Genomic DNA, 23,519 nt, shown 5'->3' with positions numbered 1-23,519 from the left:
AGACCTTCAAGCTACCTTTTCAGTGTCTGGGGAAGTCTTGCACCGACCGACTTCTCTCTGACCGCCAGGGTCACTGATACTCCTCTTGAACATTGTCTTGCTATCATAGATTCTTGTTTCATCTTGCTACATTCTACAATGAACTTTTTTGAAAGTCAATCAGAGGTTTGCTTTCGCAGCATCAATGGCTGCTTGATAATCCGGTTCGTGGGAGATCTCAGGCACGATCTCAACGTGTTGGATCACGCCTTCACGGTCTAAAACGAAAATTGCTCGGGCAAAATGACCGAAGTCTGGGATCATGATTTGATAGGCCTCACCGAAGGTATTCGCCGGATCATGAAGCATGATCATGTCGACACCTTCTTGGCCGCACCATTGCGCTTGTTCTTCTTTTGTATTGTTAGAAATCGTGACAAAATGGATGTCATCCAATTGACTTGCCTCTTGGTTGAAACGCTTGGTCTGCAATGCACAGACGCGTGTCACGATATCGGGAACCACGCTGATGATCGTTGGTTTTCCTAAAAAATCAGTCAGTGTGTATTCCTTGTCCTCTAAACTTTTCAAGCGAAAATCAGCTGCTTTATCCCCTACTTTTGGTTGGTTGCCAGGCATCTCATAAACCGTTTCTTTGCGTGTAACTTGCATAACATCTCTCCTATAGCATTTTCTCCCAGTATAAGAAAGATTGTCAAAAAACGAAAAGGATTTGCTCAGACTTTCGATTTTTGCGAGTAGGTCGTATCAAAAAAGATCAATGTTTGCAATTCTGTCGTCAAATCAATGTATTGGATATTGACGTCTTTTGGCACGATGACGGGATCAGGGGCAAAATTTAAAATCGCTGTGATCCCAGCATCCACGATCGCATCGATCGCCATTTGTGAATAACGGCTAGGAACGGTCGAAATCGCTACGGTGATCCCTTTATCTGCTACGACTTCCGCCAATTGATCCATTCCATAGACATAACGCCCACTAATGGTCTGACCAATCATTTCTGGATCATTGTCAAAAACCGCGACCACGGAAAGATTTTCATTTCTGCGAAAATTGTTGTTGGCTAACGCTTTTCCTAAATTTCCATAACCAATCAAGGCGATTTTTTTCTCTTCATTGGTTTCTAAGATATAGCTCAATACCTCAATCAGATAGGGAACATCATAGCCATAGCCACTTCTGCCCAATTCTCCTAGATGAGAAAAATCTCGGCGGATCGTGGCTGAAGGAACTTGCGTGATTTCTGCAAACTCTTTCGATTTGATTCGCTGAATACCAGAGGCATCCAGTAATTTTAAGTGTCGTAAATAAGCTGGCAAACGTTTTGCCGTCGCTTTCGGAAGTTTTTTATCTCTTAATGCTTCCATCCTGTCCACCCTCCTTGTTAAATGATTCACATATTGAGTGTAGCATGTTCCATTTTCAATAGCAAGAAAATATTCACAAACTCTCTCACTCGATGAAAAACGACCACAAATGTTCAAAAACAGTTGTGGTCGTAGCATTAAAATCGGGGTTTTATTATAAAAATTCAGCGAATTCCGTTGCTGCTTTTTCTTGATTTGCCATGATTGCTTCCAGTTTCAACCCAGCCATCGCACGTTCCATCATCCCTTCGATATCGAGACGTTCTTCATATTGGTGGACCTTATCCAGTCTTGGGCGCGTCTTTGGTTGAGGAGGTGCAAAGATTGTGCAGCAATCCTCAAATGGCTGAACTGATAATTCAAAGGTATCAATGGCTTCGGCAACTTCAATGATTTCCAATTTGTCCATCGTTGCCACTGGGCGCACGATCGGCGTATTGGTTACTTCATTGATGGCGACCATGCTATGCAAAGTTTGTGAAGCCACTTGTCCTAATGATTCACCATTTAAGATGATCAAGCCATGACGAGCTTCCCGAATCGCATCCGTCAAACGCAGCATCATCCGACGGGTGATGGTCATCCAATAGCCTTGTGGCACACGATTTTTGATTTCTTCTTGGATTTCTGTAAACGGAACTTCGATAAACTGGATGCTTCCCACATAAGGCGCAAGCTTCTTCGTTAAATCTTTGGCTTTTTGCAACGCTTGTTCACTCGTATAAGGAGGACTTGCGAAATGGACCGCTTCGATCTCAACGCCGCGTTTCATGGCAAAGTAGCCTGCAACTGGCGAATCGATACCGCCAGAAAGCATCAACATTCCCTTTCCACTGGTGCCCACTGGCAGCCCAGCGGCTCCTTGGATCGTTTCATAAGACAAATAAGCGCCATCGATCCGTATTTCTACACGCAAATTGATGTCTGGTTTTTTCATTTGGACTTTGATATCAGGAAAACGGTCGATCACCGCATTCCCTAAGGTCAAATTCAACTGGTTGCTATCTTGCACAAACGAATGATCACTGCGCTTGGCTGTGATTTTGAAGGTCTCAACGCCCGTATAGATCTCTGCCATGACGTCTTGAACGGCTTTCTTTAATACTTCGATATCTTTTTCGACCCGAATGCTGGGGGAAAAGTTTTGAATCCCAAAGACTTTTTGCAGCTTAGGAATGATCTCTTGGCTGTTTTCACCGTTCAATAGCAAGTGCATGCGATCTCGCTCGGCATGAACTTTGACATGGGGATAATCTGCTAAGGTACGTTTGACGTTTGAAGCTAATTGCATAATAAAACTACGACGATTTTTGCCCTTTGTTGACAGTTCGCCATAACGAACCATGATTTCTGAATAATTCACGAGAAAACTCCTTTGATTTGGATTGATTTTATAGTGGTCTGTCGTGCTTAATTGATTTTCGAAAATTTTTGGTACAACTGGTGGAAGATGATCAGAAACTGCTCGACTTCTGCCATTGTATTGCTCTCATCTAAACTGATACGAACAGCCGATGTTGCTAACTGTTCTGGAACGTGCATCGCATGAAGCGTACTACTGGCCATCTTTTTACGGGAGGAACAAGCGCTCGTCGTCGAAAGATAGATCTGCTTTTCTTCAAAGGCATGGACTAAGACTTCTCCTCGGATCCCTTTTAATGAAAAACAAAGTATGTGCGGCGCAAACCCTTCTGTGCCAGAAAAAAGCGTGACTTTCTCGTACCCAGCCAGTGCTTCTTGCAAATAGCCTTTTAGTAATTGAACATGGTTCGGCTTTTCAGCCTTTTGTTCTGTCGCTAAACGTAGGGATTTTGCCATAGCAACGATTGCTGGTACGTTTTCGGTACCGCTGCGCTGGTTTTGCTCTTGCCCACCGCCGGTCATCAATGGCGCCAGCTTACGGCCTTGTTTCCAATAGATAAAGCCTGCGCCACGAGGTCCATGAAATTTATGCGCAGAGAACACGGCAAAATCGACCCGCTCATTGAACCATTGTTCTTGCGGCACCTTTGTGATGGCTTGGACGGCATCCACATGGAAATGGATCGTTGGATGGTCCGCTAGCACAGCTGCGATCTCATGGATCGGTTGGATCGACCCTACCTCATTATTGACCGCCATCACCGAAACCAAAATCGTTTCTTTGCGAATCATGTTTGCTAATTCAGACACGTTGACAAAGCCTTGGGCATCGACAGGCACAACACTGACTTCAAACCCTAACTCGGCTAATTGAGCCGCTGTTTCACTGACGGCAGGGTGTTCAATACTGGAAATAATCAGGTGATTCCCATAGGCTTTTTTCGCTAAAGCAGTCCCTTTGATGACCCAGTTGTCTCCTTCAGTTCCCCCACTGGTAAATGCGATCTCTTTGGAAGAAACGTTTAACAGATCGGCGATCTGCTGACGAGATTGCTGCAGCAGACGATTGGCTTGATTTCCTAAATCATGCAGGCTTGAGGGATTGCCGATAATTCGCTGACTGACTTGGACATATGTATTTAAAGCTTGTGGATAAATAGCGGTTGTTGCACTGTTGTCAAAATAGATCAATGATAGGACCCTTTCTCTAAAAAAATTCTTTCCCATTATAACTGCTCTTGGGCTGAGTTTCAAGGTGACTCGCTGGCTTTGGCTTTTTTTAAAGGAAACTTTTCCTTCCTTCGTAAGTGGTACTCATGCAGCGAGCCATTCTTTCCATGAAAAAAGCCAGTCAGTTTTTCACTGCTGGCTTTCGTATTATACTAAGTCGCGGTTATTGAAGTAGAAGTTTTCGATCCGTTTGAAGGCACCTGGTTCTACTCGTTCCAACGCTGTACCGATTTCATCTAGCGCATCTTGATAGCGATATTCTTTACTAAACAAGTAAAGTGATTTGTCGATCGCTGCCTTGATATCTGGATGAGAATGACGATAGCGGTTGGCATATTGCATCATTTGCTCAGTCAATGCCGCAGCATCCACTAAGTCTTTTGTTTGTTCATCTAAAAGATCAAGATCTTCTTCACAGACAGAAACCAATTTATTGATTTCTTGCATGTTGATGCGAATCTTGTTCAATTCTTTGCCTAATTCTTCGACACGATCCGTTGCCACGAAGAAGAATTCTAAATACTCGCCTGGCAAACCAGGTAAGCGTTGTTTCTCAACAAACCGTTTCAAGTTGCGTAGACGGAATTCGAAGCTTTCCACTTTTTCTTGTGCAACTTTTTCGCCACGACGTAATTCCGCAAGAGAATCATCGATTTCAACTTGCTGGCTTTCCACATCATCCAAAATCTTGTAGGCATCTTTGTAGAAGCTTTGCACTTCTGAATAAGGAATCTCATGTTTTTCCAATTTCGGTAAGTACTCGTTGTTGCGGCGAGCCAATTCGTCCACTTCGGTTTGGAAGCCGCGGACGCGACCCAATTCATTATGATTCAAAGTATAGCTTTGTGCCGTATGATCCAACTCGATCAACAACTGACGGTTGTTCTTCGTTGCATGGTCAATGTAGTCTTCGATGATCTGACGATTTTTCATGACATATTTCTTGGCATTGATCTCACGTTCCATCACCGTATACAAGGCATCAATATCACTTGCAGTATCACGGCTTGCCACTTCAACGGAAGCGACTTCTGTTTTCGCTAGATCGTTCATGGAGTTTTCAACCCGTTTTTTCACACGATTGATTTCTTCTTGGAAGTTTGCTTCTGGGAACACATATTTTTGTTCTAATAATTTTTTATAACCTTCTTGGATTTCTTTCAACTGATCAGGGAAGGTACGATTTAATTCTTCGTACGCCGCTGGGATCCGTTTCATTAGGTCTTCCACTTCATAGGTGTGTTTTTCCGCTTGGTCTAACACTTCCCGTGCTTCCACAGGATCGCCTGAAGTATTTAAGGTAACAAATTGGGTGAACTCAATTTCAATGTTTTTGATTTGTTTTTGCAGCTCATTGTAAGCAGGACCGAATTCTTCGCCTTGATCCCGCAGCTTCTTCTTCAAGTCTTCGTAAACGTCCAACGCTTTTTGAACTTCCAGGGAATTTCGTTCTTCACTTTCTCGTAATTCTTTCAAGCCTGCGCGAATCTCTTCCACTTGGCGTTCCATCTCGTCCATGGTCGCTTCGGCTTGGACGATCGCCCCTTTTGCTTTAAAAAAGCGGATGCGTTCGTTCAGCTCTTCCACTTCAAAGATTTGACTTTCAAGTTCAGCAAAAGATTTTGTGGAGATATCTGTCCATTGTTGGTTCCACTCACGGAAGGTGTTTTGACTTTGACCAACCAAGTGCATTCTTTTTACTTCATCGACTTCTTCGATCACCGGCAAGTCAAACAGATTTTCTTTGCGTTTTTCCAAGTCATTCAGCTTTTCTTGGTTTTTCTTCCGCATGAAAAAGCCAATTGCATACAAGACCGCTGCGATGATGATGATGGCAATGACAATTCCAAAGATGATATTAGTTCCCATTTTGTGGTTCCTCCAATTTTCAAATATACATGTTTCGTCTAAAACCTGCTGATCAGCAGATTGATTGATAAGTTCGTTGAGTATAAAAAGGACAGATAGTCCCTTTATAAAAAAGCATCTACGCTAGATTATAGCATAAAGAAAAAAATCAAGCATTAGATTGAGGCAAAAAAGATCGACTTTTTTCGCATCGAATAAAATAAATCACGGCTTTTCCAGCGATAATGAAAACAAATCGTGAAATTTACATCAACAAGTGACTTTTTTTCTGATTTTTCCGATTTTTTTCAAGAAACCGCTTGATTTCTCCCTATTGAAACTGTACTCTAGTAAAAAGCTTGAACAGGAGTAATGTCAAATGAAAGTAGCGAAATTCGGAGGCAGTTCCCTTGCCTCAGCCGAACAAGTCGAAAAAGTTGTTGCGATAATTGAAAGTGATCCTAAAAGACGGTTTGTTGTTGTTTCAGCGCCTGGTAAGCGTTCCAGCGACGATCAGAAAGTCACCGATCTGTTACTAACAGTCTGTACCCGTCTGTGTGCCCAAGAAGAAATCACTGATTTAATAGAAGAAATCTATGCCCGCTATACAGCGATCGCTGCCCCCTTTGGTATCGAACAAGTCCATTTAGATCGCATCTGGCAATCATTGGCGGCTTTTCAAACACTGCCTACCCAAGACAATCCGCATCTTTATGATACAGTCTTGGCAAGCGGCGAAGACAACAACGCCAAATTGATCGCAGGGATTTTACAAAGCCGTGGGTTAGCTGCTCGCTACATGAATCCGCAAGAACTTGGGCTGCTGGTGACGGATGAACCTCAAAACGCCCGTATCTTGAACAAGTCGTACGCCAAGATTGCACAATGGCGCGACAGTCCTGAAATCTTAGTGATTCCTGGCTTCTTTGGCTACACAGAAGCCGGCGAGATCTGTACCTTCTCTCGAGGAGGATCAGATATTTCTGGTGCCATCGTGGCGGCTGGTCTGCAAGTAGAATTGTACGAAAACTTTACCGATGTCGATGGGATTTTTTCTGCTCATCCAGGCTATGTTCATCATCCAGAGTCCATCAAAGAAGTGACCTACCGAGAAATGCGAGAGCTGTCTTATGCAGGCTTTACTGTGTTGCACGATGAGGCCTTGATGCCTTCATACCATGCGAAAATTCCCGTGGTGATCAAAAACACCAATAATCCAAGTCATCCTGGTACCTTGATCACCAACCAGAGAGACAATTTGGATCAGCCCGTGATCGGCGTTGCCAGTGACGAAGGCTTTTGTATGATCTATATCCGCAAATACTTGATGAACCGCGAAGTTGGGTTCACGTTACGGGTCTTAGAGATTTTCCGTGAATTTGATTTAAATTATGAACACATGCCTTCAGGAATCGATGATATCTCGATCATTATGCGCTCCAACCAGTTGAATCCAGTATTGGAAGAAGAACTGCTGCGCAAGATCGCCTACGAGATCGATCCCGATGAACTGCGAATGACCCACGATCTATCCATGGTCGTCGTCGTTGGTGAAGGAATGCGTCAACGAGTCGGGATCACTGCCGACAGTACCGCTGCCCTTGCGCGGAAAAATATCAACTTAGAGATGATCAACCAAGGGTCCTCTGAGGTCAGCATCATGTTCGGTATCCACAAAGAACAAGAAAAAGCCGCTGTCAGAACCCTTTACTACACTTTCTTTGATTAAACCAAACGTGCCAGTTGCACCACTCCTTTTGCTGATAAGCAATCGGAACGGGCAACTGGCACGTTTGGTTTTTATTCTGACGATTCTTGGGCTTGTTTTTGTGCCAATTGGCGGTTGATTTCTGCCTTGATTCGCGGTTCAGGAGCAAACCGTTCTTCCCAATCGCTCGGCTTCATGACTTTGTGGGTCTCAGGATCATAATGGGGCTGCCCATCTGGAAAAAGTTTCCCCATGTTGGCGTCATGAACGATAGCCAAGATAGGCGCTGGATCGACCCCTAACAGTGAAAACGAGCCATAGGTAAAATACAGCAGATCACAAAGCGCATCGACTTGTTCTACTAGAGAATCACTGACAGGCTGTTGTTTGGCAGCCAGCTTGGCTTGGGCTTGATCGATCGCTTGATGCAAATGCTCCAGACCTGCTTGAAAGGTCTCTTCGTCATTGTTGCTGGCAGCATAAAGGAACTCAACTAATTCTTCAATTTTAAAACCAGCACGAAACTGGGCTTTTTCCGCTAAAAAAGCTTGTGGATATGGCGGTCGCGTTGGATCAAAGGTTTTATGAAACTCTTCCGTCATTTCAAATGGACTCATTTTGCTCGCTTCTTTCTGCTTTTTCTAATGGTTCTGTTTCATGGTTCTGCGCTGTCTTCTACGTTGCTTCATAGATTGGCTACTTGCTATTTTTTTTCATTCCCTGGCTTGGGCATTCTCGGCAATAATGCCAAAATGGATCAAGGCTTTCTTGATGCCGTCATGATCGTTAGTATCCGTCACAAAGTCAGCACTGGCTTTAGTGATGGGCTGGGCATTGCCCATCGCAACGCCGATCCCCACGCCTTCTAACATTTCCACATCATTAAAATGATCCCCAAATGCCATCGCTTCTTCCATCGCGATCCCTTCATAGGCCAAAAACTCTTTGATGCCTTTGATTTTCGAACCGTTTTTCGGCACGATGTCAACAGAATAGGCATTGGATCGCTTAAAATCACATTGCGGCAGCTTGGACCGTAATTTTTCGCGCTCTGATTCAGGGCTCAGCATAATGCACTGATAGATAGGCTCTCGTAAAATATCCAACGATTCATAGCGTTTGGCGTTGCGATTGGGACTAAAACGCTGCAAGACTTTCTTTAAAAAACCGACGGGAAATTTTTTGGGCACATAGCGTAAGTAGCGCTGCATGACGGGTGATTGGCTTAAGCGGATCGTCAAGCTGCCAGCCACTTGGGTTTCTCCGCCAAACATGACTTGGCGGTAATTTTCATCTGCGTATTCTACGATCGCTTCCAGCGTTTGTTTTGGAAAAGGTTTAGCATAAATCAAGTTTTCCTTCGTGTAGACATATTGGCCGTTATAGGTGATAAACATGTCTAACGACAAGTAATCGATCACCTTCTCTAAATCAACCGGACCACGTCCGGTGGCAATGCCGCAGAGGACGCCATTGGCTTGGGCTTGTTTGATGGCTTCACGGGTACTGGCAAGCGCCTTGCCGTTGCTGGCAATCAGCGTGCCATCAATATCAAAAAAGATTGCTTTTATCATATGACTCCTCAAAATAATTTCAACTGATTAGGATTTAATGCTTCGTAATCGATCTGCAACGCATCGATCAATGCGCGGGCATTGTCAGCGGCATCACGACCGGCATTATTATTGAAGACCACTGCGACTTCTTTGGCATTGGCTTCGATGGCTTGGACTGCGTGTTTTAACTCCGTTAGTTCGGCTTGGTCATAGCGATACAAGGTCCGCAGATTTTTGGCATCTGGTCCTGTCGCTGTCCAGCCGCTGTCGTTGCGGCCGTGAAAACGGCACAAGACAAACGCGGGATTGGTCACGGTTGGATCAAGGGGAATGGTGGTCGATAGCTTTTTTGGCTGATCAACAACTACTAAGGAAAACTGCTTTCGCTTCATATAATCGATCATTCCAGGATACAGTTTCGGCTGATACCAGCTGCTGTCTCTCAGCTCGATCGCCACTGGGTAGCCCGCAAACCATTCTCGCACTTGGTCTAAATAGGCGACATTTTCTTTCGTACATTTAAAGCTGTTGGGAAACTGCGCCAATAGGCAAAAGAGTTTGCCTGCTTCTACCATTGGCGCGATCGCTTCTTTATAAAGCTGCAGTGCTTCGGTCATGGTCAACTGATCTGGCAAATCCCCTTGGGTGGTCACACTTTGATGGACTTTCAACACAAAGCGGAAATTTTCGGGAATCTGGGTCAACCAGTTGCGCACGTCTTTTTCTTTTGGCAAAAAATGATAGGTGGTATCCAGCTCAACTAACGGAAAATAACGGGCATACTCAAATAATTTCGAGTTTTTTCTTTGCACGAGACTGCCATGTTCACTAAATGTGGTACAACCAATTCGAATCATTTTTTCCCATCGCTCCTTGTTTTCTTATTTTAATAGTATACAATAGTTTTGAGTTAAGAGTAAATAAATCATTGCAGGTGATGAAAAAATGAAACGAATTCTCGTGTTGCACACTGGCGGCACCATCGCCATGAAAGAAGACACCCTGACAGGCGGCGTCAGCCCTGATGTCAGCAATCCGCTGATGGATGCACCGATACACATTGACGACGATGTTGAATTGATCGTCGAAGACATTTTTAATATTCCCAGTCCTCATATGACCCCAAAAGAAATGCTGCAGTTGAAAGAACGTATCCAGCTGGCGCATTTAAGCGGGGTCGATGGGGTCGTGATCACTCACGGAACCGATACGCTGGAAGAAACAGCCTTCTTTTTAGATACCACAATCGGCGGTCAGTTACCGATCGTGGTGACTGGCGCCATGCGCTCAAGTAATGAAATCGGCAGTGACGGGCTTTATAACTTTGAAAGTGCGATTCGGGTGGCGAAATCACCTGATGCCTTAGGAAAAGGCGTCTTAGTCGTGATGAACGATGAGATCCATTCCGCACGTTATGTTACGAAGACCCACACCACCAATATTGCGACGTTCCGCACCCCGACATTAGGTCCGATCGGCTTAGTCACAAAGCACCGTATCTTGTTCATGCAAGAGCTGTTAAATAACCGCCATTTGGATGTTGATCGTGTCGATGGTCTGTTTCCGATCGTCAAAGCCTATGCAGGGATGACTGGGGAATTGTTCGATGCTTTAGCCGACTCGCTGATCGATGGACTAGTGATCGAAGCTTTAGGCGCTGGCAATCTGCCGCCGCAAACCATAGAGCCTTTGAAAAAACTGATTGCTAGAAACATTCCAGTCGTCTTAGTTTCTCGCTGCTTCAACGGCGTTGCCGAGCCGGTCTATGACTACTTAGGCGGCGGGATCGAATTGCAGGCTCTTGGGGTGATTTTCTGCAATAGCATCAATAGCCAAAAAGCCCGCATCAAATTGCTAATAGCAAAAAACCGTGGGTTGACCATGGAGGAGCTGCCTGATTTCATGGAGAATTAACCAAACAAAAACCCTTTTGCCATTCCGCTAACGGAGGCAAAAGGGTTGTTTTATTTTTCTCGCCAAGTAAAGATGGCTTCGCAGTAAGTATCCTCACCGATCTTGATCTCGTGGATCGTTTGCAGCGGCACAGCCTCGCCGGCTTCATCGACTGTCTTCTCATTGATTTGAAAATGGCTTTCGATCAAATGGCCGTAAGCCACTTCCCGATCAAAACGGATCGTCACTTGTGTCACTTCATGTTTTGTTAAAAGCTCATAGCCTAAGACGTCCATCAGCCAATTGAAATACATGGCATTGTTGACATGCTGATTGCTATCAATATCGTAGAAACGCACCCGATACGGCAAAAATTGTCCTTGCGTGATAGGGGTGATCTTCGGGTAGCGTTTGATTCGCTTGATTTTTTCACTGCCAAAAGGCGCCACGATCTCATCTGGTACACTGCTGACTTTGCGCGTCTTCGGATCCATCAACGCAAAAACCGCCTCGATTTTGACCAGTTCCGTTCCATCTTCTGCCAATAACCAAAAGTAACGGTAGCAGAAAAATTTATTGTATTCTCTCGCCTGGGTCGCCACTTGGATCTGCTCCCCTACGCGCGGCAAACGAGTCACCGTTATGTGATAGCTGGTGATGATCCAGGTCAAGCCATAACTAGCGATGACTTCTGGTCCGCGGTTTAACGCCGCACTTTGTTCCTCTGATGTCTTGATGGCGATGCCTAGCATGGCTGGAAACGTCATCGTTTGGTTGACATCACATTCATAATACGCCACTTCATGTGTGGTTTGATACTTTGCTGCCATAGTTCTAATTGCCTCCTAAAAACGACTCAATATTTCATCGACACTTGGTCCATAGCTTTCGCCAAACTGATTCAAATGGACCAATAAATAATACAATTGATACACTGGCAGTCGCTCTTGCCAATCCTCATCTAATGGATAGACTTCTTGATAGCCTTCCAAAAATTCCTGACGAAAACCACCGAAGAGCTGGGACATCGCAATATCCATTTCTCGATCCCCATAAGCGACTGCTGGATCAAGAAACACTGGTTCTCCTTGCTGATCGAACAGCACATTCCCCCGCCAAAAATCACCGTGTAATAAAGCAGGTGTGACGCTGCGATCACGCCAATTCTCATGCAAAAATTCTTTCAAACGCAGATAAGCGGCTTCCCGTTTAGCATGCCAGCGATTACCCAGCTTCGCTAATTCGACTTGCACATCCAAACGGCAGACTGTGTAAAAATCAAGCCAATCGGTGGTTTTCGGATTGACTTGCGGCAAAAAGCCGATGTAATTGTCTTCGTAAAAACCAAAAGTCTCCTGCGTCTGCTGATGAAGCCGAGCCAAGCTTTGGCCTAAGCGTCGCTGCTGTCCTTCCCCACTATCGATCCATTCCATCAATAAAAACGCCCCCTCTTCGGTCTGACCGAGACGTTCGATTTTTGGCACTCGCACGAAAGGGGCTAATTCAGCTAAGCCGTTGATCTCTGCTTGAAAGAACATCGATGAAACATGAGGATGGGTCTTTAAAAAATAGCGATTTTCCGCTGTAGTGAAACGATAGGTTTGATTGACATCCCCACCACTGATGGGCGTCAGCGAGCCGGTCATCCCGATTGCTGCGAACAATGCTTCCTCCATACGGATCTCCCTTTCTTTACTCAGTCAGTTGGGCAGTCAAATACGCTTGTTCCTCTTTCGTCACCCCTAGTCCTTGCAAAAGATACTGATCGACCGAACCGAAATGCTGATCGATCGCTGCCAAACTTTCATCAAGAAAACTCTCTTTGGCACTCATCAAAACCGTGATCGCCGTTAACAGCTCTTGCGGCAAACGCTGGGTCATTGGGGCTAGATAGCGATTGGTCGCTAAATAATCTTCTTTGATCGTCGTTGGTGCCACCGCCAACACATGCAGCAATAAAAAGGCGCCAAAGCCTGTGCGATCTTTGCCGGCGGTACAGTGGAACAAGGTTGCTCCTTCGCCTTCCGCATTGTCGATCACATGATCAAAGAACTGCCGATATTGTTGGCGGGCATAGTCGCTTTCAACAAAGTGACGGTAGACTTTTTTCATCTGCTCTTCGGCATCTTCCCCATCTTCCAAGCGCTGCTTCAAGCTTTCTGGCGACAAGGAAACCATCGTTTCGTCTTCTTTGAAAATAGGTAAAAAAAGCTGCTTTGCTGTGGCGATCGGTCGATCAGGCTGTGCATTGGCTTCAGCGATGGAGCGAAAATCAATGACCTGATTGACCCCATAGTTTGCCAGTACTGCTTGATCTGAAGCAGTCAATTCATTGATCGCCGCACTGCGGATCAATTTTTTCCGTTTGATCGTCGTGCCGTTTGTCGTTTGATAGCCGCCAAGTTCTCTGACGTTTGCTGCTCGTTCTAGTTGAATCAATTGTGTCATTGCTTATCCCTCCCGCGTTGTTCTAGTTAAAAGTATAGCAGAAACTTCGCTATTAAGGGCACTGAAACCTAGATTTTTCTATGAGCTGAGCTTTAACGGACAAAAAAAAGAAAGACCACACGCAGTCTTTCTTTGCTTTCGCTTGTTACAAAATGTTTCTATTCGGCTTCGATCACGGCGGCAGAATCATCTAAGATCGAACGATCCAGTTCGTTGATACGACTGCTGGTCACCATTCCCGCAACCATACTGTCGCTGACATTAACGAGTGTCCGTGCCATATCGATCAATGGTTCAACAGAAATGACTAAGCCTACGATGGCGATCGGCAAGTTCATTGAGCCTAAGACGATCAATGAAGCAAAGGTTGCGCCACCGCCGACACCCGCAACGCCAAATGAGCTGATCGTAACTACTGCAACTAGCAGCAGGATAAACTGCCAATCAAAGACATTGATCCCAACCGTTGGTGCAACGATCGTTGCCAACATCGCTGGATACACGCCCGCACAGCCGTTTTGACCAATCGATAACCCAAAGCTGCCTGCAAAGTTAGCCGTGGCTTCATCAACACCTAACGCTTTGGTTTGGGTTTCGATGTTCAATGGCAAGGCTCCCGCACTTGAACGAGAAGTAAAGGCAAAGCTCAAGACTGGAAAAGCCTTTTTGAAATACGTTACTGGATTGACCCGAACAGCGATCAGCAATAATGAATGAACGAGTAAGACCAAAATCAAAGCCGCATAAGAGGCGATGATAAATTTGCCTAAGTTCAAGATGGCTTCAAAATCACTTGAAGCTAATACGTTTGTCATCAATGCCAAAACGCCATAAGGTGTCAGGCGCAAAACTAACGTGACGATACGCATCACGATTTTATATAAGCTGTCCATCAAATTCGCAAAAGTTTCCGCTTCTTTCGGTGATTTACGTTTGACACCAAGAAAGGCGATCCCAACAAAGGCTGAGAAAATCACGACCCCGATCGTACTTGTCGAACGAGTACCAGCAAAGTCGGCGAAGACATTGCTTGGGATGAAGGAAACGATTTGTTGTGGGATCGATAGATCTTGGACTTGTGTCGAACGTTCCGCTAATTCTGCGATCCGCGCTGTTTCCGTTGCCCCTTCGGTAAAGCTGGCACCGTCAAGACCAAAGACCATGACCATCACGATCCCGATCAAGGCAGCGATCGCCGTTGTCCCTAGCAAAGTCGCAAGAACCGTAAAACTGATCTTCTTGATTTTTTCGCTTTCTTTCATCTTGGTGAAAGCACCAACGATCGAAACGAAGATCAAGGGCATGATCAGCATTTGCAAGAGGGCCACATAGCCGCTACCGACCATCGTGATCCAGTCAAGAGCTTGCGTGACAACGTCAGAGCCTGTCCCAAAAATCAGCTGCAGTACACCACCAAAAATGATCCCGACGAACAACGCCGCAAAGACCCGCGTTGAAAACTTCAGGTGACGCTTTTGCAATAAGTAGAACCCATAAATAAGGGCAGCAAAAAGTAGAACAACAATAATAGTTAACAGATTTGTCATTTGAATCCTCCTTTTGTTCAATAAACATGACAAAGTCTGTCAGAGGAAGTAAAGGTTCCCAGTGACCATTCTTCAACAGTTCACTCTAATGAGACGTGTGGCATCATTAGTGACTATTCCATTTTAAAGAAGTTTGCTTCATCTTACAATAAATAAGTTTCCAGTTTTCTGGGATGGTACCGCTTTTTTGTCAGAAAATAAAAAAAAGAACCGTTACCACACCCCATGCTGCTAGGATTTCTGTTTTCCTAACAGTTGGATTGCGGCAACTGGTTCGTTATTTTTTCATTTCGTCTTTTTGAAAAATTTCAGAAAATATTCAGGCAATCATTAGAAATTGCTGCCTTATGCCAAAGCGCCCATTGGATCCCAAGGTGCTAAGACCGTTGGTTCTGCTTCAAAGGCAGCCAATTGTTCAGCTGTCAGGAATTCTTTGCGAACCACGATTTGATAGGTGTATTCATCCATCCATGCATCGCTCATGACGAAGAAGCCATTCGTTCCGACTTTTTCCCCCCAGCTGTTTTCGACTTTCCATTTGGTTGATTCGCCATCGATCAAGTCAACACCGGTCAAGACCATCGCATGGGTCATTAAGCTTTCGCCAAAATCTAAGCGTTCTGCTTTGGTCATCGTAAAGTCGATATCAAATAAGTCGTTGATATCATACGCATCTAATGCCATGATCCCAGTATCTCTGGTAGAAGATTGACCGACATCACAACCGAACCACACGGACTCCCCTTGTTCCAATTGAGCGATCGCTAATTTTTTGAAGGTCGGCATATCGACGTTCAAGTATTTGACTTCTTTGCCGCCAACCACGTTGCCGAGCATTTCTACGGTATACGATTGATTGTAAGGTTTGTCGGCAGTTGGTGCGTTGATGATGCTGACATAATCGTCAAGGTCAACACCAACATATTTTTCATAAAAGCTTTGTGGTGTTAAGTTGCGATCAATGTGATAATTTTTGTCTTCATCACGGTATTCAAAATCAAAGGTTTCTGGCGGTGTGCCTAAAGAAGTCGCTAAGAAACGATAAATGTCTTCCAACATCGCTTCTTTGGCTGTTTGGATGTCTTCAGCTGTTTTGCCTTCGGCTACTAGCTGACGCAAAGCAACCGCATCTTTACGCAGTTTTTTGTTTAAGTAATTGTTTAGATCACGAGAATTAGAAGAATTGCTGCTTTCTGGCATGACTGTTTTTGGCACGACACCATATTTTTGGAAAATCGAAACGATCATGTCCCATTGCCCACCATCTTGTTGTGGGGTTTGCAACAAGAAAGCAACTTTGCGACTTGTCAAAGGCTCGTTGGCAGTTGCTAAAATATTTTCATAGAAATAGTTGGCTTTTTCGTATTTGTCCCAAAAGAAGGTATGGTTTTGCGACAATTCAAATTCTTTTAAATTGAAATCATTCAGCATCTTATGACGGAATGTATTCAATGCGGCAAACATCCAGCAGCGACCTGATTGTTTTTGGTTTGAGACTTTTCCTGTTGTCACATCGACTGAGAAAACCGGCACATTGTTGACTTTTGCTGACACGTTTTCTGCAGAAGCGGTGATCCCATTTTTCACAACACTCCGTTGTAGTGCCGTTTGTTTATTGTTGTCTTGATACGCTTGCGCAAAGGCAGCGGTGGTCTTTTTTGAAATTTCTGACATATTTCTTCATCCTTTCACTTTCCGTTCCTTCCATTTTACGCCTCTGCCTCTCAAATAACAACCGCTCCTAGAAAAATGAAAGGATCATCTTTCTAAGAGCGGTTGCTCGTATCAAGGATTTAAAGGGTGAGCATCAAAAGCAAAAAGCCAAGTAAAACAAAGGATAGTCCTCGTTCAAATCGTGCATACAGAAAGCGGATCGGGCGACTGGCTAGCAAGATCGTCAGTAAAACACTGGCTAACACCAACGTCACAAAGCCTAATACCGATAGATTTAAGTCGGTGATCGCTAATGCCCGCAAGCCCTTGATGAAGATCCCTTGTAAAAGATAGACCAGCAGAGTGTTTTTGCCCCACTTCGTAAAAAACAAGTGCTCTCTGGGCACGAGGCTCAGAAAGCCGATGATCCCCATCAGCCCGATCACGAAAAAGACCGCACGCAAGGGACCGCCGAACAACGGATAGCTCAAGTAATCGTCATAAGGCTTGGAACCAAAAACCATGTACTTGTTCATCCCATGAAAAAATGCGATAAAGGTGTAGATGATCGGTAAGAAAAGCAAACTGATGGTCCGAATCTTTGGTTTCAATAAAAAGCGCATCTCATTTTTGGGAAAATAAAACCCGATGATGAAAAACGGCAAAAAGACAAAGGTCCGCTGCAAGGTCAACACTTGATTTAAAAACGGCACGTAGCCAGCGAAGATACTCAAGCCGATACTCAGCAAGATCGCCTGCTTTTTAGACATTTTTTGAAAGACTAACAGCGAGAGCTGCCAAAAGAACATGCTAAGCAAAAACCAAAGTGCCCATTGCGGATTCAACAGTTGGATTTGTAACGACTCCCGTAGACCGATCAACCAGTAATAGACGGTGTAAAACACCTGAAAAAAGACATAAGGCAGCAAGAACTTTTTCATCAGCTCACGGAGCTTGTGTCCCTTCGTCAACGGTTTTGCAAAGTACCCAGCCAGAAAAACAAAAGCTGGCATATGGAAAGTGAAGATAAAATAATATAGGTCATGATAAAACTTCTGATCGCCGATAAAAGGCTGTAGTAAGTGACTGAAGACGACCAAGATCATCAGTAAAAATTTTGCATTATCAAAGTAAGCCGTTCTTTGCGATTGGCTCATAAAAAGTTCCTCCTCTAAGTTGTATCTGTCAAAGGATACCTGATCCATGAAACAGAACTGTAACAAGCTATTTACTTTTTTCTAACGATTCTTGTTCATTTGATTACCAGTTGCTATTTTGTATAGTTTGTATTAATATATATAATACAAAGGAGCTGTTTTCGATGATATTTGATATTCAAACCCAAAGCAACCAACCCATCTACCAGCAGTTGCGGGAGCAGATCATTGTCGGTATCGCAAAAGGCGATTTGGCCGCTGGCGAATTGCTGCCATCCGTCCGTCAACTAGCCGAAGAGATCGGCATCAATACCATGACGATCTCAAAAGCCTACAATTCCCTCAAAGAAGAAGGCTTGTTAGTCACAGATCGCCGCAAAGGAACCGCCGTTGCCGCGCCACCACCGTTTACTTCCGGACAAGAAGCGGAGTATCGCCAAAACTTGCAGCTACAGCTAGCAACCGCTCTCTTACACGGCAAAAGCAAGCAAGCGCTTTTAACGGATGTTCAACAACTGCTGGACCAATTTCCTGAAAGGAATGAATGCAAATGACTTATCTTTTTTTCATTATTGCCCTCGTCCTCTGTGGGACGACCGCCTTTGGTTTACGCTTGATCAGTAAACCCCACAAAAATGTTTTACTCGAAAATACCCTTGCCCCTGAGCATCTGGATGATCCTAGCGTCCACAGCTTGATCATAGAATTTCGCAAGCGTATCTTACAAATCGTTGGTACATTTAGTGTAGCAAGTCTCCTTTTTTTGTTCAATTTATCTGACTCCATCATCCTTACCCTATTCTGGCTTTATATGGCCGCTTTGTTGGGGACAGCTTACTTGGTACAAGTGCATTACATCGGAAAAATGCGGCAATTGATCCTTGCCAATGGATGGGAACTACCCATCGATCCGATTCGGATCGACACAAAACTCGTTCAAGCCAAAAATAAGCGGATGCTGCCGTGGTATAGCCTCGTTCCTGCGGGGATTTTGTTGATGATCAGTTTGTACCAAGCATGGCAGTTGCCTGATCTTTCTACAGGATACTTGATGGGCGGCGTCTCCTTAGCAACTTTTGCGCTGTTCCTCTATCTCTGGGTGATCATCAGCCGCTTACCCGTTCGCGGAATCAGCGGTGATTCAGCTATCGACCAGCACATCAATGATTTAACAAAGCGCTATTGGTCCTTATTGATCGCTGTCACTTGTACCATTACACTGCTCTTGTTGACTGTCCCGTTGGCGTCCATGTCCGCTACTGGAGCATTCAGTACTATCCTCTTAGTGCTCTTTGTTGTTTTGGTGGTTTTCTTGATCGTCTTTACCTTCTTCTTGTTGCTAGATCTGCGTAAAAAACAAGATCAGCTCTTAGAACCAGCAGCACAACCGCGCTATTATGGCGAAGATGCTTACTGGCGATATGGTTTTTACATCAATCCTAATGATGCGCGACTGTTCGTTCCTGACCGTGTTGGGATGAATATCGGCATCAATCTAGGCAAACGCAGCGGACAAATCGTCGCAGGCATCACCGCTGTCTTCTTACTTGTGTTAATGGTCGGTACCATCATTCCAATGTACCGCTTAGATTTCGCTCCTGATGCGATCACCGGTGAAGTGCAAGGACAAGAAGTCACCTTTGATGCACCAATGACCGGGAAAACAACGATCTCTTTGGCAGATATAGAAACGGTGGAATTGATCGAAGCTTTGCCATCGCCTCGTGTTCGTACCATGGGTGTAGGAACCGCCAGTTACCAAATCGGTAAGTTTACCGTTGCCGGTGAACCAGCCAGAATGTTCGTGGACACAAAGGTGACGCCCATTTTAAAAGTCACCACCAAAGATGGCCCAACCGTTTTTTACACAAATAAAAAAGCCGCCGAAACGACAGACTTATATGAGGAACTAGTACAGAAGATTTCCTCAGCAGAGTAAGTGTTCTGGAGAAAAAACTAGGGAACCCATTATCCCCAGGCTATCCACAACCAACAGAAGAACATACTCTTTCCAACAAAAAACGACCTTCCAAAAAGAAGGTCGTTTTTGATACTCCGGCAGTAGGACTCGAACCTACGACATCATGATTAACAGTCATGCGCTACTACCAACTGAGCTATGCCGGAAGAATCTATCTGTACTATACCAAATAGTCAGATAATTTAGCAAGAGCAAAAATCAATTTTTTGTTCCTTTTTTTCAAGAAAATCCCCTTTTAGAAACTTCCCTTCCCGCAAAGTGTTTTTCTCAAGAAATATCCGAAAATCTCATTGACAAAGTAGCGCCTTTACGGTATTCTATATCTTGTGTTAAATAACACGCCGCTTTAGCTCAGTTGGTAGAGCGCATCCATGGTAAGGATGAGGTCGACGGTTCAAGCCCGTCAAGTGGCTTTGGTAGGACAGCGTTTGTCGGACGTTGTCTTTTTTTGTGCATCTAATTCCCCAAATATAGCGATATTTTCTTAACTTAATCATTCGTATTGCCCCTAATTCCCTGCGATATACAAAAGAAATAAGATCGTAAAACCCAATAGTAGGACAGATACAACTGCTTTCACCATTCTCGCTGCATCTTTAAATTTAAACAAGAGCGTATATAGATTAATAAAGTAAATGATCGACAGGACTACTTCTTGCGAATATTCCTTCACTTGAATCAAGCCTAACCATATAATCAGCAAAAGAATCGAAAAAACAACCAAATAGTTTTCTGCAACACGTTTCATTTCATTCTCCTTTCCAATGATAGAACACTTGCAACCAGCTGAATCGTGGAAACTCAGTAAATTATCAGCCCCTCTCTTCAATACTTTTCCTAAAGCCTTTGCTTATTAAAAGTGTAACAAACTTTCTCTTATAATGGTCAAAATTGTTCAATTTACATAGTTATTATTTGTTAAAAAGATTAAAATGGGTTTTCAATCGTTACTCACAGCTCAATTTTAGGCACTTCTTTTTTACAACAAAAAACCCGCTCTCCTAAAGCTAAGAGAGCAGATTTTTCAACTAAACTGAATTTTTTTGAAAGGAGATGCCTGGTGCTAACTTAAAAAATAACATATTTTTTCCGTATGATTTAAATTTTTACTTCACGACCAACACCGTACATTTCGAATGATTAACGACATAATCGGTGGTTGAGCCTACGACAGCTCGGGTCAATGTGCCTTTGCCAGTTGCACCGATAACGATCAAATCAATTGGATACAATTCAGTCGCTGCATGAATGATAAAACGTTTTGGATCGCCGACTTCAACGATCACCTCAACATCTTCCACCCCATGTTGATTGGCATCATAGATTTTTTTCAACATATCCGTTTCCACACGTAATTTTTCTTGATCAAAAATTTTCGCAAAAGCATAGGCACTTGTGGATAACTCAGCATTGTTAATAACAGAGAGGACATACAATTTGGCTTTGTTCCTACGACAAATCGCGAGTGCTTCTTGGAACGCTTTTTCTGACTGATCCGACCCATCTAAGGCAACAAGTACATTTTGAGAATTACGTAACATCCAAATCGCCTCCTTTTCTTTATTTTACCACAAAAAATGGAAGCGTTACAAAAAAGGACGATGTCTACTCTTAAGAGACCTAAAACTTCCTTTAAGATTTGTGAAGGTCCTTACTTGGTTCCGCAATTATGCAGTAAAATAAGGAGAACAATGATTCGAGGTGAAAGAAATGCGCTCTTTTTTCCATGCTGCAGTCACTGTGCTCTTGTATTTAGGGCTTTTCTTGCTGATAATCGGTATTATCGCCTTTTTCTTGCTAAAAATTTAAGCTTGGTTGGTTGAAAAGCAAGTTGCTGTCACATCCCTAAGAGGAGTGATACACTTGGATTATCAACAATTATCGAAACGAAACAGCTTGTTGCTCACTCGTTTCAAAAAGGAGATCATGCAAAATGGACTTACATATTACCCCTAGTGCCGCTGCTCGCTTTCCAGAAGGACACGACTTATATATTCTGACGAGTAATGACGGATCGAACCAATTTTCTTCAGCAGCTGGATGCTGTATGATCGGCGAACGTTTTTTGATCACACCGATCGATGAACCGCTAGACCCATACAATGAGTTAGTCTCAAGCAATCAGTTTACTTTCTTTACATCAACCTATGATCAAATGTTCTTGACTGGTCATCTGATTCTAGATGTTCACCCAACTTCAGGAACCTTGATTTTGAAAAACGAAAGCGGCTATTTGGATACCAATCTTTTATTGGAATCCTCTCCACAGTTGAAACAAACGAATGCGTAACAAAAGAGCTGACAAACGCCTTGTAAGGTGCTTGTTAGCTCTTTTTCTCTATAATGAATCTGGAATCAACGCTAAGAGTTCTTGTGTCTCAGCGGCTAAAGCGATCGCACCAGCATCAAGCAATTCTTCTTTTGACCCAAAACCATATAAAACGCCGATTGCCGGTAACTGGTTTTCTTTTGCACCTAAAATATCATGCTCACGGTCGCCGATCATGATGGTTTGCTGCGCTTTTTGCTCCTTTTCGATCTCAGTAAGTGCGTAGCGGATAACCGCCGCTTTTTCGCCACGTTTATTCTCAAGATCCGCCCCATAGATTCCTTTGAAATAGCCATCATACTTGAGATGGGTCAGGATCTCTTTTGCAAAAACTTCTGGTTTCGACGTAGCGATATACAAATCGTGCTCCTGCGCCAGCTCCTGCAATGTTTCTTCGATCAACGGATATGGTTGGACTTGAAACATCCCCGCTTGACGATAATTTTCACGATAGAAGACAACGGCTTGCTGGGCAGCAGCTTCATCGAAGCCCAAGCCACGGAAGGATTCAATCAAAGGCGGTCCCACAAAGCTCCGTAGTATGTCTTGCGCTAATTGCTCTTTTCCCATCTTTTCCATCGCATATTGAATCGATCCATAGATTCCTTCACTCGAATCAATGATCGTTCCATCTAAATCAAAAAGTACTTTTTTTCTCACGCCATCGTCTCCTTTTCTAATAGTATAGAAAAAAACAGCAGTACAAGCAACACTTCTTCCTTTTCGTTCTAATCTCATCTAAATAAAAAAGACGCTGCCCCATCAAAGGCAACGTCTTTATTTTTGTCATTTTATGCAAAAAAAAAGATAGCAGATGCTATCAAGCAACTCCGGCAGTAGGACTCGAACCTACGACATCATGATTAACAGTCATGCGCTACTACCAACTGAGCTATGCCGGAAAAATTGAAATGCGTGGCGACGTCCTACTCTCACAAAGGGAAACCCTTCACTACAATCGGCGCTAAGAAGCTTAACTTCTGTGTTCGGCATGGTTACAGGTGTATCCTTCTTGCTATCGCCACCACACTATTCAATTGAGTAAGTGTTGCTCACTCAAAACTGGATCGAAGAAATCAAAACTCTTCCGAGTTTACGTGCTTTTTTCTTTTTGGTTAAGTCCTCGATCGATTAGTATCAGTCCGCTCCAACCATCACTGGCCTTCCACTTCTGACCTATCTACCTGATCATCTCTCAGGGATCTTACTTTCTTAAAGAAATGGGAAATCTCATCTTGAGGTGGGCTTCACACTTAGATGCTTTCAGCGTTTATCCCTTCCCTACATAGCTACCCAGCGATGCCTCTGGCGAGACAACTGGTACACCAGCGGTAAGTCCATCCCGGTCCTCTCGTACTAAGGACAGCTCCTCTCAAATTTCCAACGCCCGCGACGGATAGGGACCGAACTGTCTCACGACGTTCTGAACCCAGCTCG

Annotated in this window: 22 protein-coding genes, 3 tRNA genes, 2 rRNA genes and 1 other annotated feature (2 of these 28 cut by a window edge); of the genes, 6 read left to right on the top strand and 21 right to left on the bottom strand. The window is 44.0% G+C overall.

The genetic code is table 11. From position 1 onward, the window contains the following. Positions 1–102, bottom strand: a binding site (T-box leader) (it extends 133 nt beyond the left edge of the window). A 57-nt stretch (positions 103–159) separates the two neighbouring features. The 5 genes from tpx to ezrA all read right to left on the bottom strand — a co-directional run bounded on the left by tpx (position 160) and on the right by ezrA (position 5,831). Then, positions 160–651 carry a thiol peroxidase gene (tpx, locus tag CO692_RS10980; RefSeq protein WP_010747457.1) on the bottom strand — a complete coding sequence of 164 codons (492 nt, stop codon included), beginning with the start codon at positions 649–651 and terminating at the stop codon, positions 160–162. Between the two features lie 65 nt (positions 652–716). After that, entirely contained in the window at positions 717–1,370 is a 654-nt protein-coding gene (locus tag CO692_RS10975) for a redox-sensing transcriptional repressor Rex (RefSeq protein WP_015509044.1), read from the bottom strand. A gap of 154 nt (positions 1,371–1,524) precedes the next feature. After that, positions 1,525–2,733 carry a tRNA uracil 4-sulfurtransferase ThiI gene (thiI, locus tag CO692_RS10970; protein WP_074934640.1) on the bottom strand — a complete coding sequence of 403 codons (1,209 nt, stop codon included), beginning with the start codon at positions 2,731–2,733 and terminating at the stop codon, positions 1,525–1,527. Positions 2,734–2,780: 47 nt separating this feature from the next. Continuing rightward, a complete protein-coding gene (locus CO692_RS10965; RefSeq protein WP_096742868.1) occupies positions 2,781–3,923 on the bottom strand; it encodes a cysteine desulfurase family protein in 1,143 nt (380 codons plus the stop codon). A 186-nt stretch (positions 3,924–4,109) separates the two neighbouring features. After that, positions 4,110–5,831, bottom strand: a complete 1,722-nt coding sequence (gene ezrA / locus CO692_RS10960) for a septation ring formation regulator EzrA (RefSeq protein WP_005225145.1) — start codon at positions 5,829–5,831, stop codon at positions 4,110–4,112. Positions 5,832–6,189: 358 nt separating this feature from the next. Between ezrA and CO692_RS10955 the strand changes: the two genes are divergently transcribed. Next, complete coding sequence (locus tag CO692_RS10955) at positions 6,190–7,539, top strand: aspartate kinase (RefSeq protein WP_096742265.1); 1,350 nt, start codon at positions 6,190–6,192, stop codon at positions 7,537–7,539. Positions 7,540–7,610: 71 nt separating this feature from the next. On the opposite strand, the gene CO692_RS10950 is transcribed toward CO692_RS10955, so the two are convergent. The 3 genes from CO692_RS10950 to CO692_RS10940 form a co-directional block, all read right to left on the bottom strand. Then, positions 7,611–8,135 (bottom strand): HAD family hydrolase, encoded by a 525-nt coding sequence (locus CO692_RS10950; protein ID WP_096742264.1) that lies wholly within the window; start codon positions 8,133–8,135, stop codon positions 7,611–7,613. 96 nt (positions 8,136–8,231) lie between these two features. Then, positions 8,232–9,092: a Cof-type HAD-IIB family hydrolase gene (locus tag CO692_RS10945; RefSeq protein ID WP_096742263.1), complete on the bottom strand. Its 861-nt coding sequence runs from the start codon at positions 9,090–9,092 to the stop codon at positions 8,232–8,234. An 8-nt stretch (positions 9,093–9,100) separates the two neighbouring features. Further along, entirely contained in the window at positions 9,101–9,931 is an 831-nt protein-coding gene (locus CO692_RS10940; protein ID WP_016610430.1) for a DUF72 domain-containing protein, read from the bottom strand. An 88-nt stretch (positions 9,932–10,019) separates the two neighbouring features. Here CO692_RS10940 and CO692_RS10935 point away from each other — a divergent pair, with 88 nt between their 5' ends. Next, on the top strand, positions 10,020–10,988 hold the full coding sequence (locus CO692_RS10935; protein WP_074536347.1) for an asparaginase: 969 nt from the start codon (positions 10,020–10,022) through the stop codon (positions 10,986–10,988). A 50-nt stretch (positions 10,989–11,038) separates the two neighbouring features. Here CO692_RS10935 and CO692_RS10930 read toward each other — a convergent pair whose 3' ends face one another. The 6 genes from CO692_RS10930 to CO692_RS10905 form a co-directional block, all read right to left on the bottom strand. Then, the gene (locus CO692_RS10930; RefSeq protein WP_096742262.1) at positions 11,039–11,797 is read right to left on the bottom strand and encodes an acyl-ACP thioesterase domain-containing protein; all 759 of its coding nucleotides are present in this window, start codon (positions 11,795–11,797) and stop codon (positions 11,039–11,041) included. A 15-nt stretch (positions 11,798–11,812) separates the two neighbouring features. Continuing rightward, positions 11,813–12,643, bottom strand: coding sequence for a fructosamine kinase family protein (locus CO692_RS10925; RefSeq protein ID WP_096742261.1), 831 nt, complete (start codon positions 12,641–12,643; stop codon positions 11,813–11,815). A gap of 16 nt (positions 12,644–12,659) precedes the next feature. Further along, complete coding sequence (locus CO692_RS10920; RefSeq protein ID WP_096742260.1) at positions 12,660–13,415, bottom strand: tyrosine-protein phosphatase; 756 nt, start codon at positions 13,413–13,415, stop codon at positions 12,660–12,662. Between the two features lie 158 nt (positions 13,416–13,573). After that, a complete protein-coding gene (locus CO692_RS10915) occupies positions 13,574–14,962 on the bottom strand; it encodes an L-cystine transporter (RefSeq protein ID WP_096742259.1) in 1,389 nt (462 codons plus the stop codon). A 345-nt stretch (positions 14,963–15,307) separates the two neighbouring features. Further along, positions 15,308–16,636: an aminopeptidase C gene (locus CO692_RS10910; protein WP_005225135.1), complete on the bottom strand. Its 1,329-nt coding sequence runs from the start codon at positions 16,634–16,636 to the stop codon at positions 15,308–15,310. Between the two features lie 119 nt (positions 16,637–16,755). Beyond that, a complete protein-coding gene (locus tag CO692_RS10905) occupies positions 16,756–17,772 on the bottom strand; it encodes an acyltransferase family protein (RefSeq protein WP_096742258.1) in 1,017 nt (338 codons plus the stop codon). Positions 17,773–17,936: 164 nt separating this feature from the next. Between CO692_RS10905 and CO692_RS10900 the strand changes: the two genes are divergently transcribed. Further along, a complete protein-coding gene (locus CO692_RS10900) occupies positions 17,937–18,326 on the top strand; it encodes a GntR family transcriptional regulator (RefSeq protein WP_005237540.1) in 390 nt (129 codons plus the stop codon). Beyond that, positions 18,323–19,711: a hypothetical protein gene (locus CO692_RS10895; RefSeq protein WP_186366413.1), complete on the top strand. Its 1,389-nt coding sequence runs from the start codon at positions 18,323–18,325 to the stop codon at positions 19,709–19,711. The genes CO692_RS10900 and CO692_RS10895 overlap by 4 nt, the downstream gene beginning before the upstream one ends. A gap of 114 nt (positions 19,712–19,825) precedes the next feature. Here CO692_RS10895 and CO692_RS10890 read toward each other — a convergent pair. Continuing rightward, positions 19,826–19,899: transfer RNA gene (locus CO692_RS10890), tRNA-Asn, on the bottom strand. A gap of 194 nt (positions 19,900–20,093) precedes the next feature. On the opposite strand from CO692_RS10890, the gene CO692_RS10885 reads away from it, so the two are divergent. After that, positions 20,094–20,166, top strand: a tRNA-Thr gene (locus CO692_RS10885). Between the two features lie 95 nt (positions 20,167–20,261). On the opposite strand, the gene CO692_RS10880 is transcribed toward CO692_RS10885, so the two are convergent. Further along, entirely contained in the window at positions 20,262–20,501 is a 240-nt protein-coding gene (locus CO692_RS10880) for a hypothetical protein (protein ID WP_096742256.1), read from the bottom strand. 358 nt (positions 20,502–20,859) lie between these two features. Next, entirely contained in the window at positions 20,860–21,294 is a 435-nt protein-coding gene (locus tag CO692_RS10875) for a universal stress protein (RefSeq protein WP_005237544.1), read from the bottom strand. A gap of 392 nt (positions 21,295–21,686) precedes the next feature. Between CO692_RS10875 and CO692_RS10870 the strand changes: the two genes are divergently transcribed. Then, on the top strand, positions 21,687–22,043 hold the full coding sequence (locus tag CO692_RS10870; RefSeq protein ID WP_096742255.1) for an iron-sulfur cluster biosynthesis family protein: 357 nt from the start codon (positions 21,687–21,689) through the stop codon (positions 22,041–22,043). Positions 22,044–22,091: 48 nt separating this feature from the next. Here CO692_RS10870 and CO692_RS10865 read toward each other — a convergent pair whose 3' ends face one another. From CO692_RS10865 to CO692_RS10850, 4 genes are all read right to left on the bottom strand, one after another. Beyond that, positions 22,092–22,742: an HAD hydrolase-like protein gene (locus CO692_RS10865; RefSeq protein WP_086293358.1), complete on the bottom strand. Its 651-nt coding sequence runs from the start codon at positions 22,740–22,742 to the stop codon at positions 22,092–22,094. Positions 22,743–22,910: 168 nt separating this feature from the next. Then, positions 22,911–22,984: transfer RNA gene (locus CO692_RS10860), tRNA-Asn, on the bottom strand. Between the two features lie 11 nt (positions 22,985–22,995). Next, positions 22,996–23,111, bottom strand: a 5S ribosomal RNA gene (gene rrf, locus CO692_RS10855). Between the two features lie 82 nt (positions 23,112–23,193). After that, positions 23,194–23,519 (bottom strand): 23S ribosomal RNA (locus CO692_RS10850) (it continues 2,589 nt past the right edge of the window).

The sequence above is a fragment of the Enterococcus sp. FDAARGOS_375 genome, assembly GCF_002393265.1.
Lineage (GTDB): Bacteria > Bacillota > Bacilli > Lactobacillales > Enterococcaceae > Enterococcus_D > Enterococcus_D innesii.
This window is presented reverse-complemented; position numbering and strand designations above follow the sequence as displayed.

Bases quoted from the DNA above. Each gene is read 5' to 3' on its own strand.
- CO692_RS10870 (WP_096742255.1), top strand. From the start codon at position 21,687: ATGGACTTACATATTACCCCTAGTGCCGCTGCTCGCTTTCCAGAAGGA.
- CO692_RS10905 (WP_096742258.1), bottom strand. From the start codon at position 17,772: ATGAGCCAATCGCAAAGAACGGCTTACTTTGATAATGCAAAATTTTTA.
- CO692_RS10955 (WP_096742265.1), top strand. From the start codon at position 6,190: ATGAAAGTAGCGAAATTCGGAGGCAGTTCCCTTGCCTCAGCCGAACAA.
- CO692_RS10930 (WP_096742262.1), bottom strand. From the start codon at position 11,797: ATGGCAGCAAAGTATCAAACCACACATGAAGTGGCGTATTATGAATGT.
- CO692_RS10935 (WP_074536347.1), top strand. From the start codon at position 10,020: ATGAAACGAATTCTCGTGTTGCACACTGGCGGCACCATCGCCATGAAA.
- CO692_RS10945 (WP_096742263.1), bottom strand. From the start codon at position 9,092: ATGATAAAAGCAATCTTTTTTGATATTGATGGCACGCTGATTGCCAGC.
- tpx (WP_010747457.1), bottom strand. From the start codon at position 651: ATGCAAGTTACACGCAAAGAAACGGTTTATGAGATGCCTGGCAACCAA.
- CO692_RS10910 (WP_005225135.1), bottom strand. From the start codon at position 16,636: ATGTCAGAAATTTCAAAAAAGACCACCGCTGCCTTTGCGCAAGCGTAT.
- CO692_RS10900 (WP_005237540.1), top strand. From the start codon at position 17,937: ATGATATTTGATATTCAAACCCAAAGCAACCAACCCATCTACCAGCAG.
- CO692_RS10920 (WP_096742260.1), bottom strand. From the start codon at position 13,415: ATGACACAATTGATTCAACTAGAACGAGCAGCAAACGTCAGAGAACTT.
- CO692_RS10880 (WP_096742256.1), bottom strand. From the start codon at position 20,501: ATGAAACGTGTTGCAGAAAACTATTTGGTTGTTTTTTCGATTCTTTTG.
- CO692_RS10875 (WP_005237544.1), bottom strand. From the start codon at position 21,294: ATGTTACGTAATTCTCAAAATGTACTTGTTGCCTTAGATGGGTCGGAT.
- CO692_RS10925 (WP_096742261.1), bottom strand. From the start codon at position 12,643: ATGGAGGAAGCATTGTTCGCAGCAATCGGGATGACCGGCTCGCTGACG.
- ezrA (WP_005225145.1), bottom strand. From the start codon at position 5,831: ATGGGAACTAATATCATCTTTGGAATTGTCATTGCCATCATCATCATC.
- CO692_RS10940 (WP_016610430.1), bottom strand. From the start codon at position 9,931: ATGATTCGAATTGGTTGTACCACATTTAGTGAACATGGCAGTCTCGTG.
- CO692_RS10975 (WP_015509044.1), bottom strand. From the start codon at position 1,370: ATGGAAGCATTAAGAGATAAAAAACTTCCGAAAGCGACGGCAAAACGT.
- CO692_RS10895 (WP_186366413.1), top strand. From the start codon at position 18,323: ATGACTTATCTTTTTTTCATTATTGCCCTCGTCCTCTGTGGGACGACC.
- CO692_RS10950 (WP_096742264.1), bottom strand. From the start codon at position 8,135: ATGAGTCCATTTGAAATGACGGAAGAGTTTCATAAAACCTTTGATCCA.
- CO692_RS10915 (WP_096742259.1), bottom strand. From the start codon at position 14,962: ATGACAAATCTGTTAACTATTATTGTTGTTCTACTTTTTGCTGCCCTT.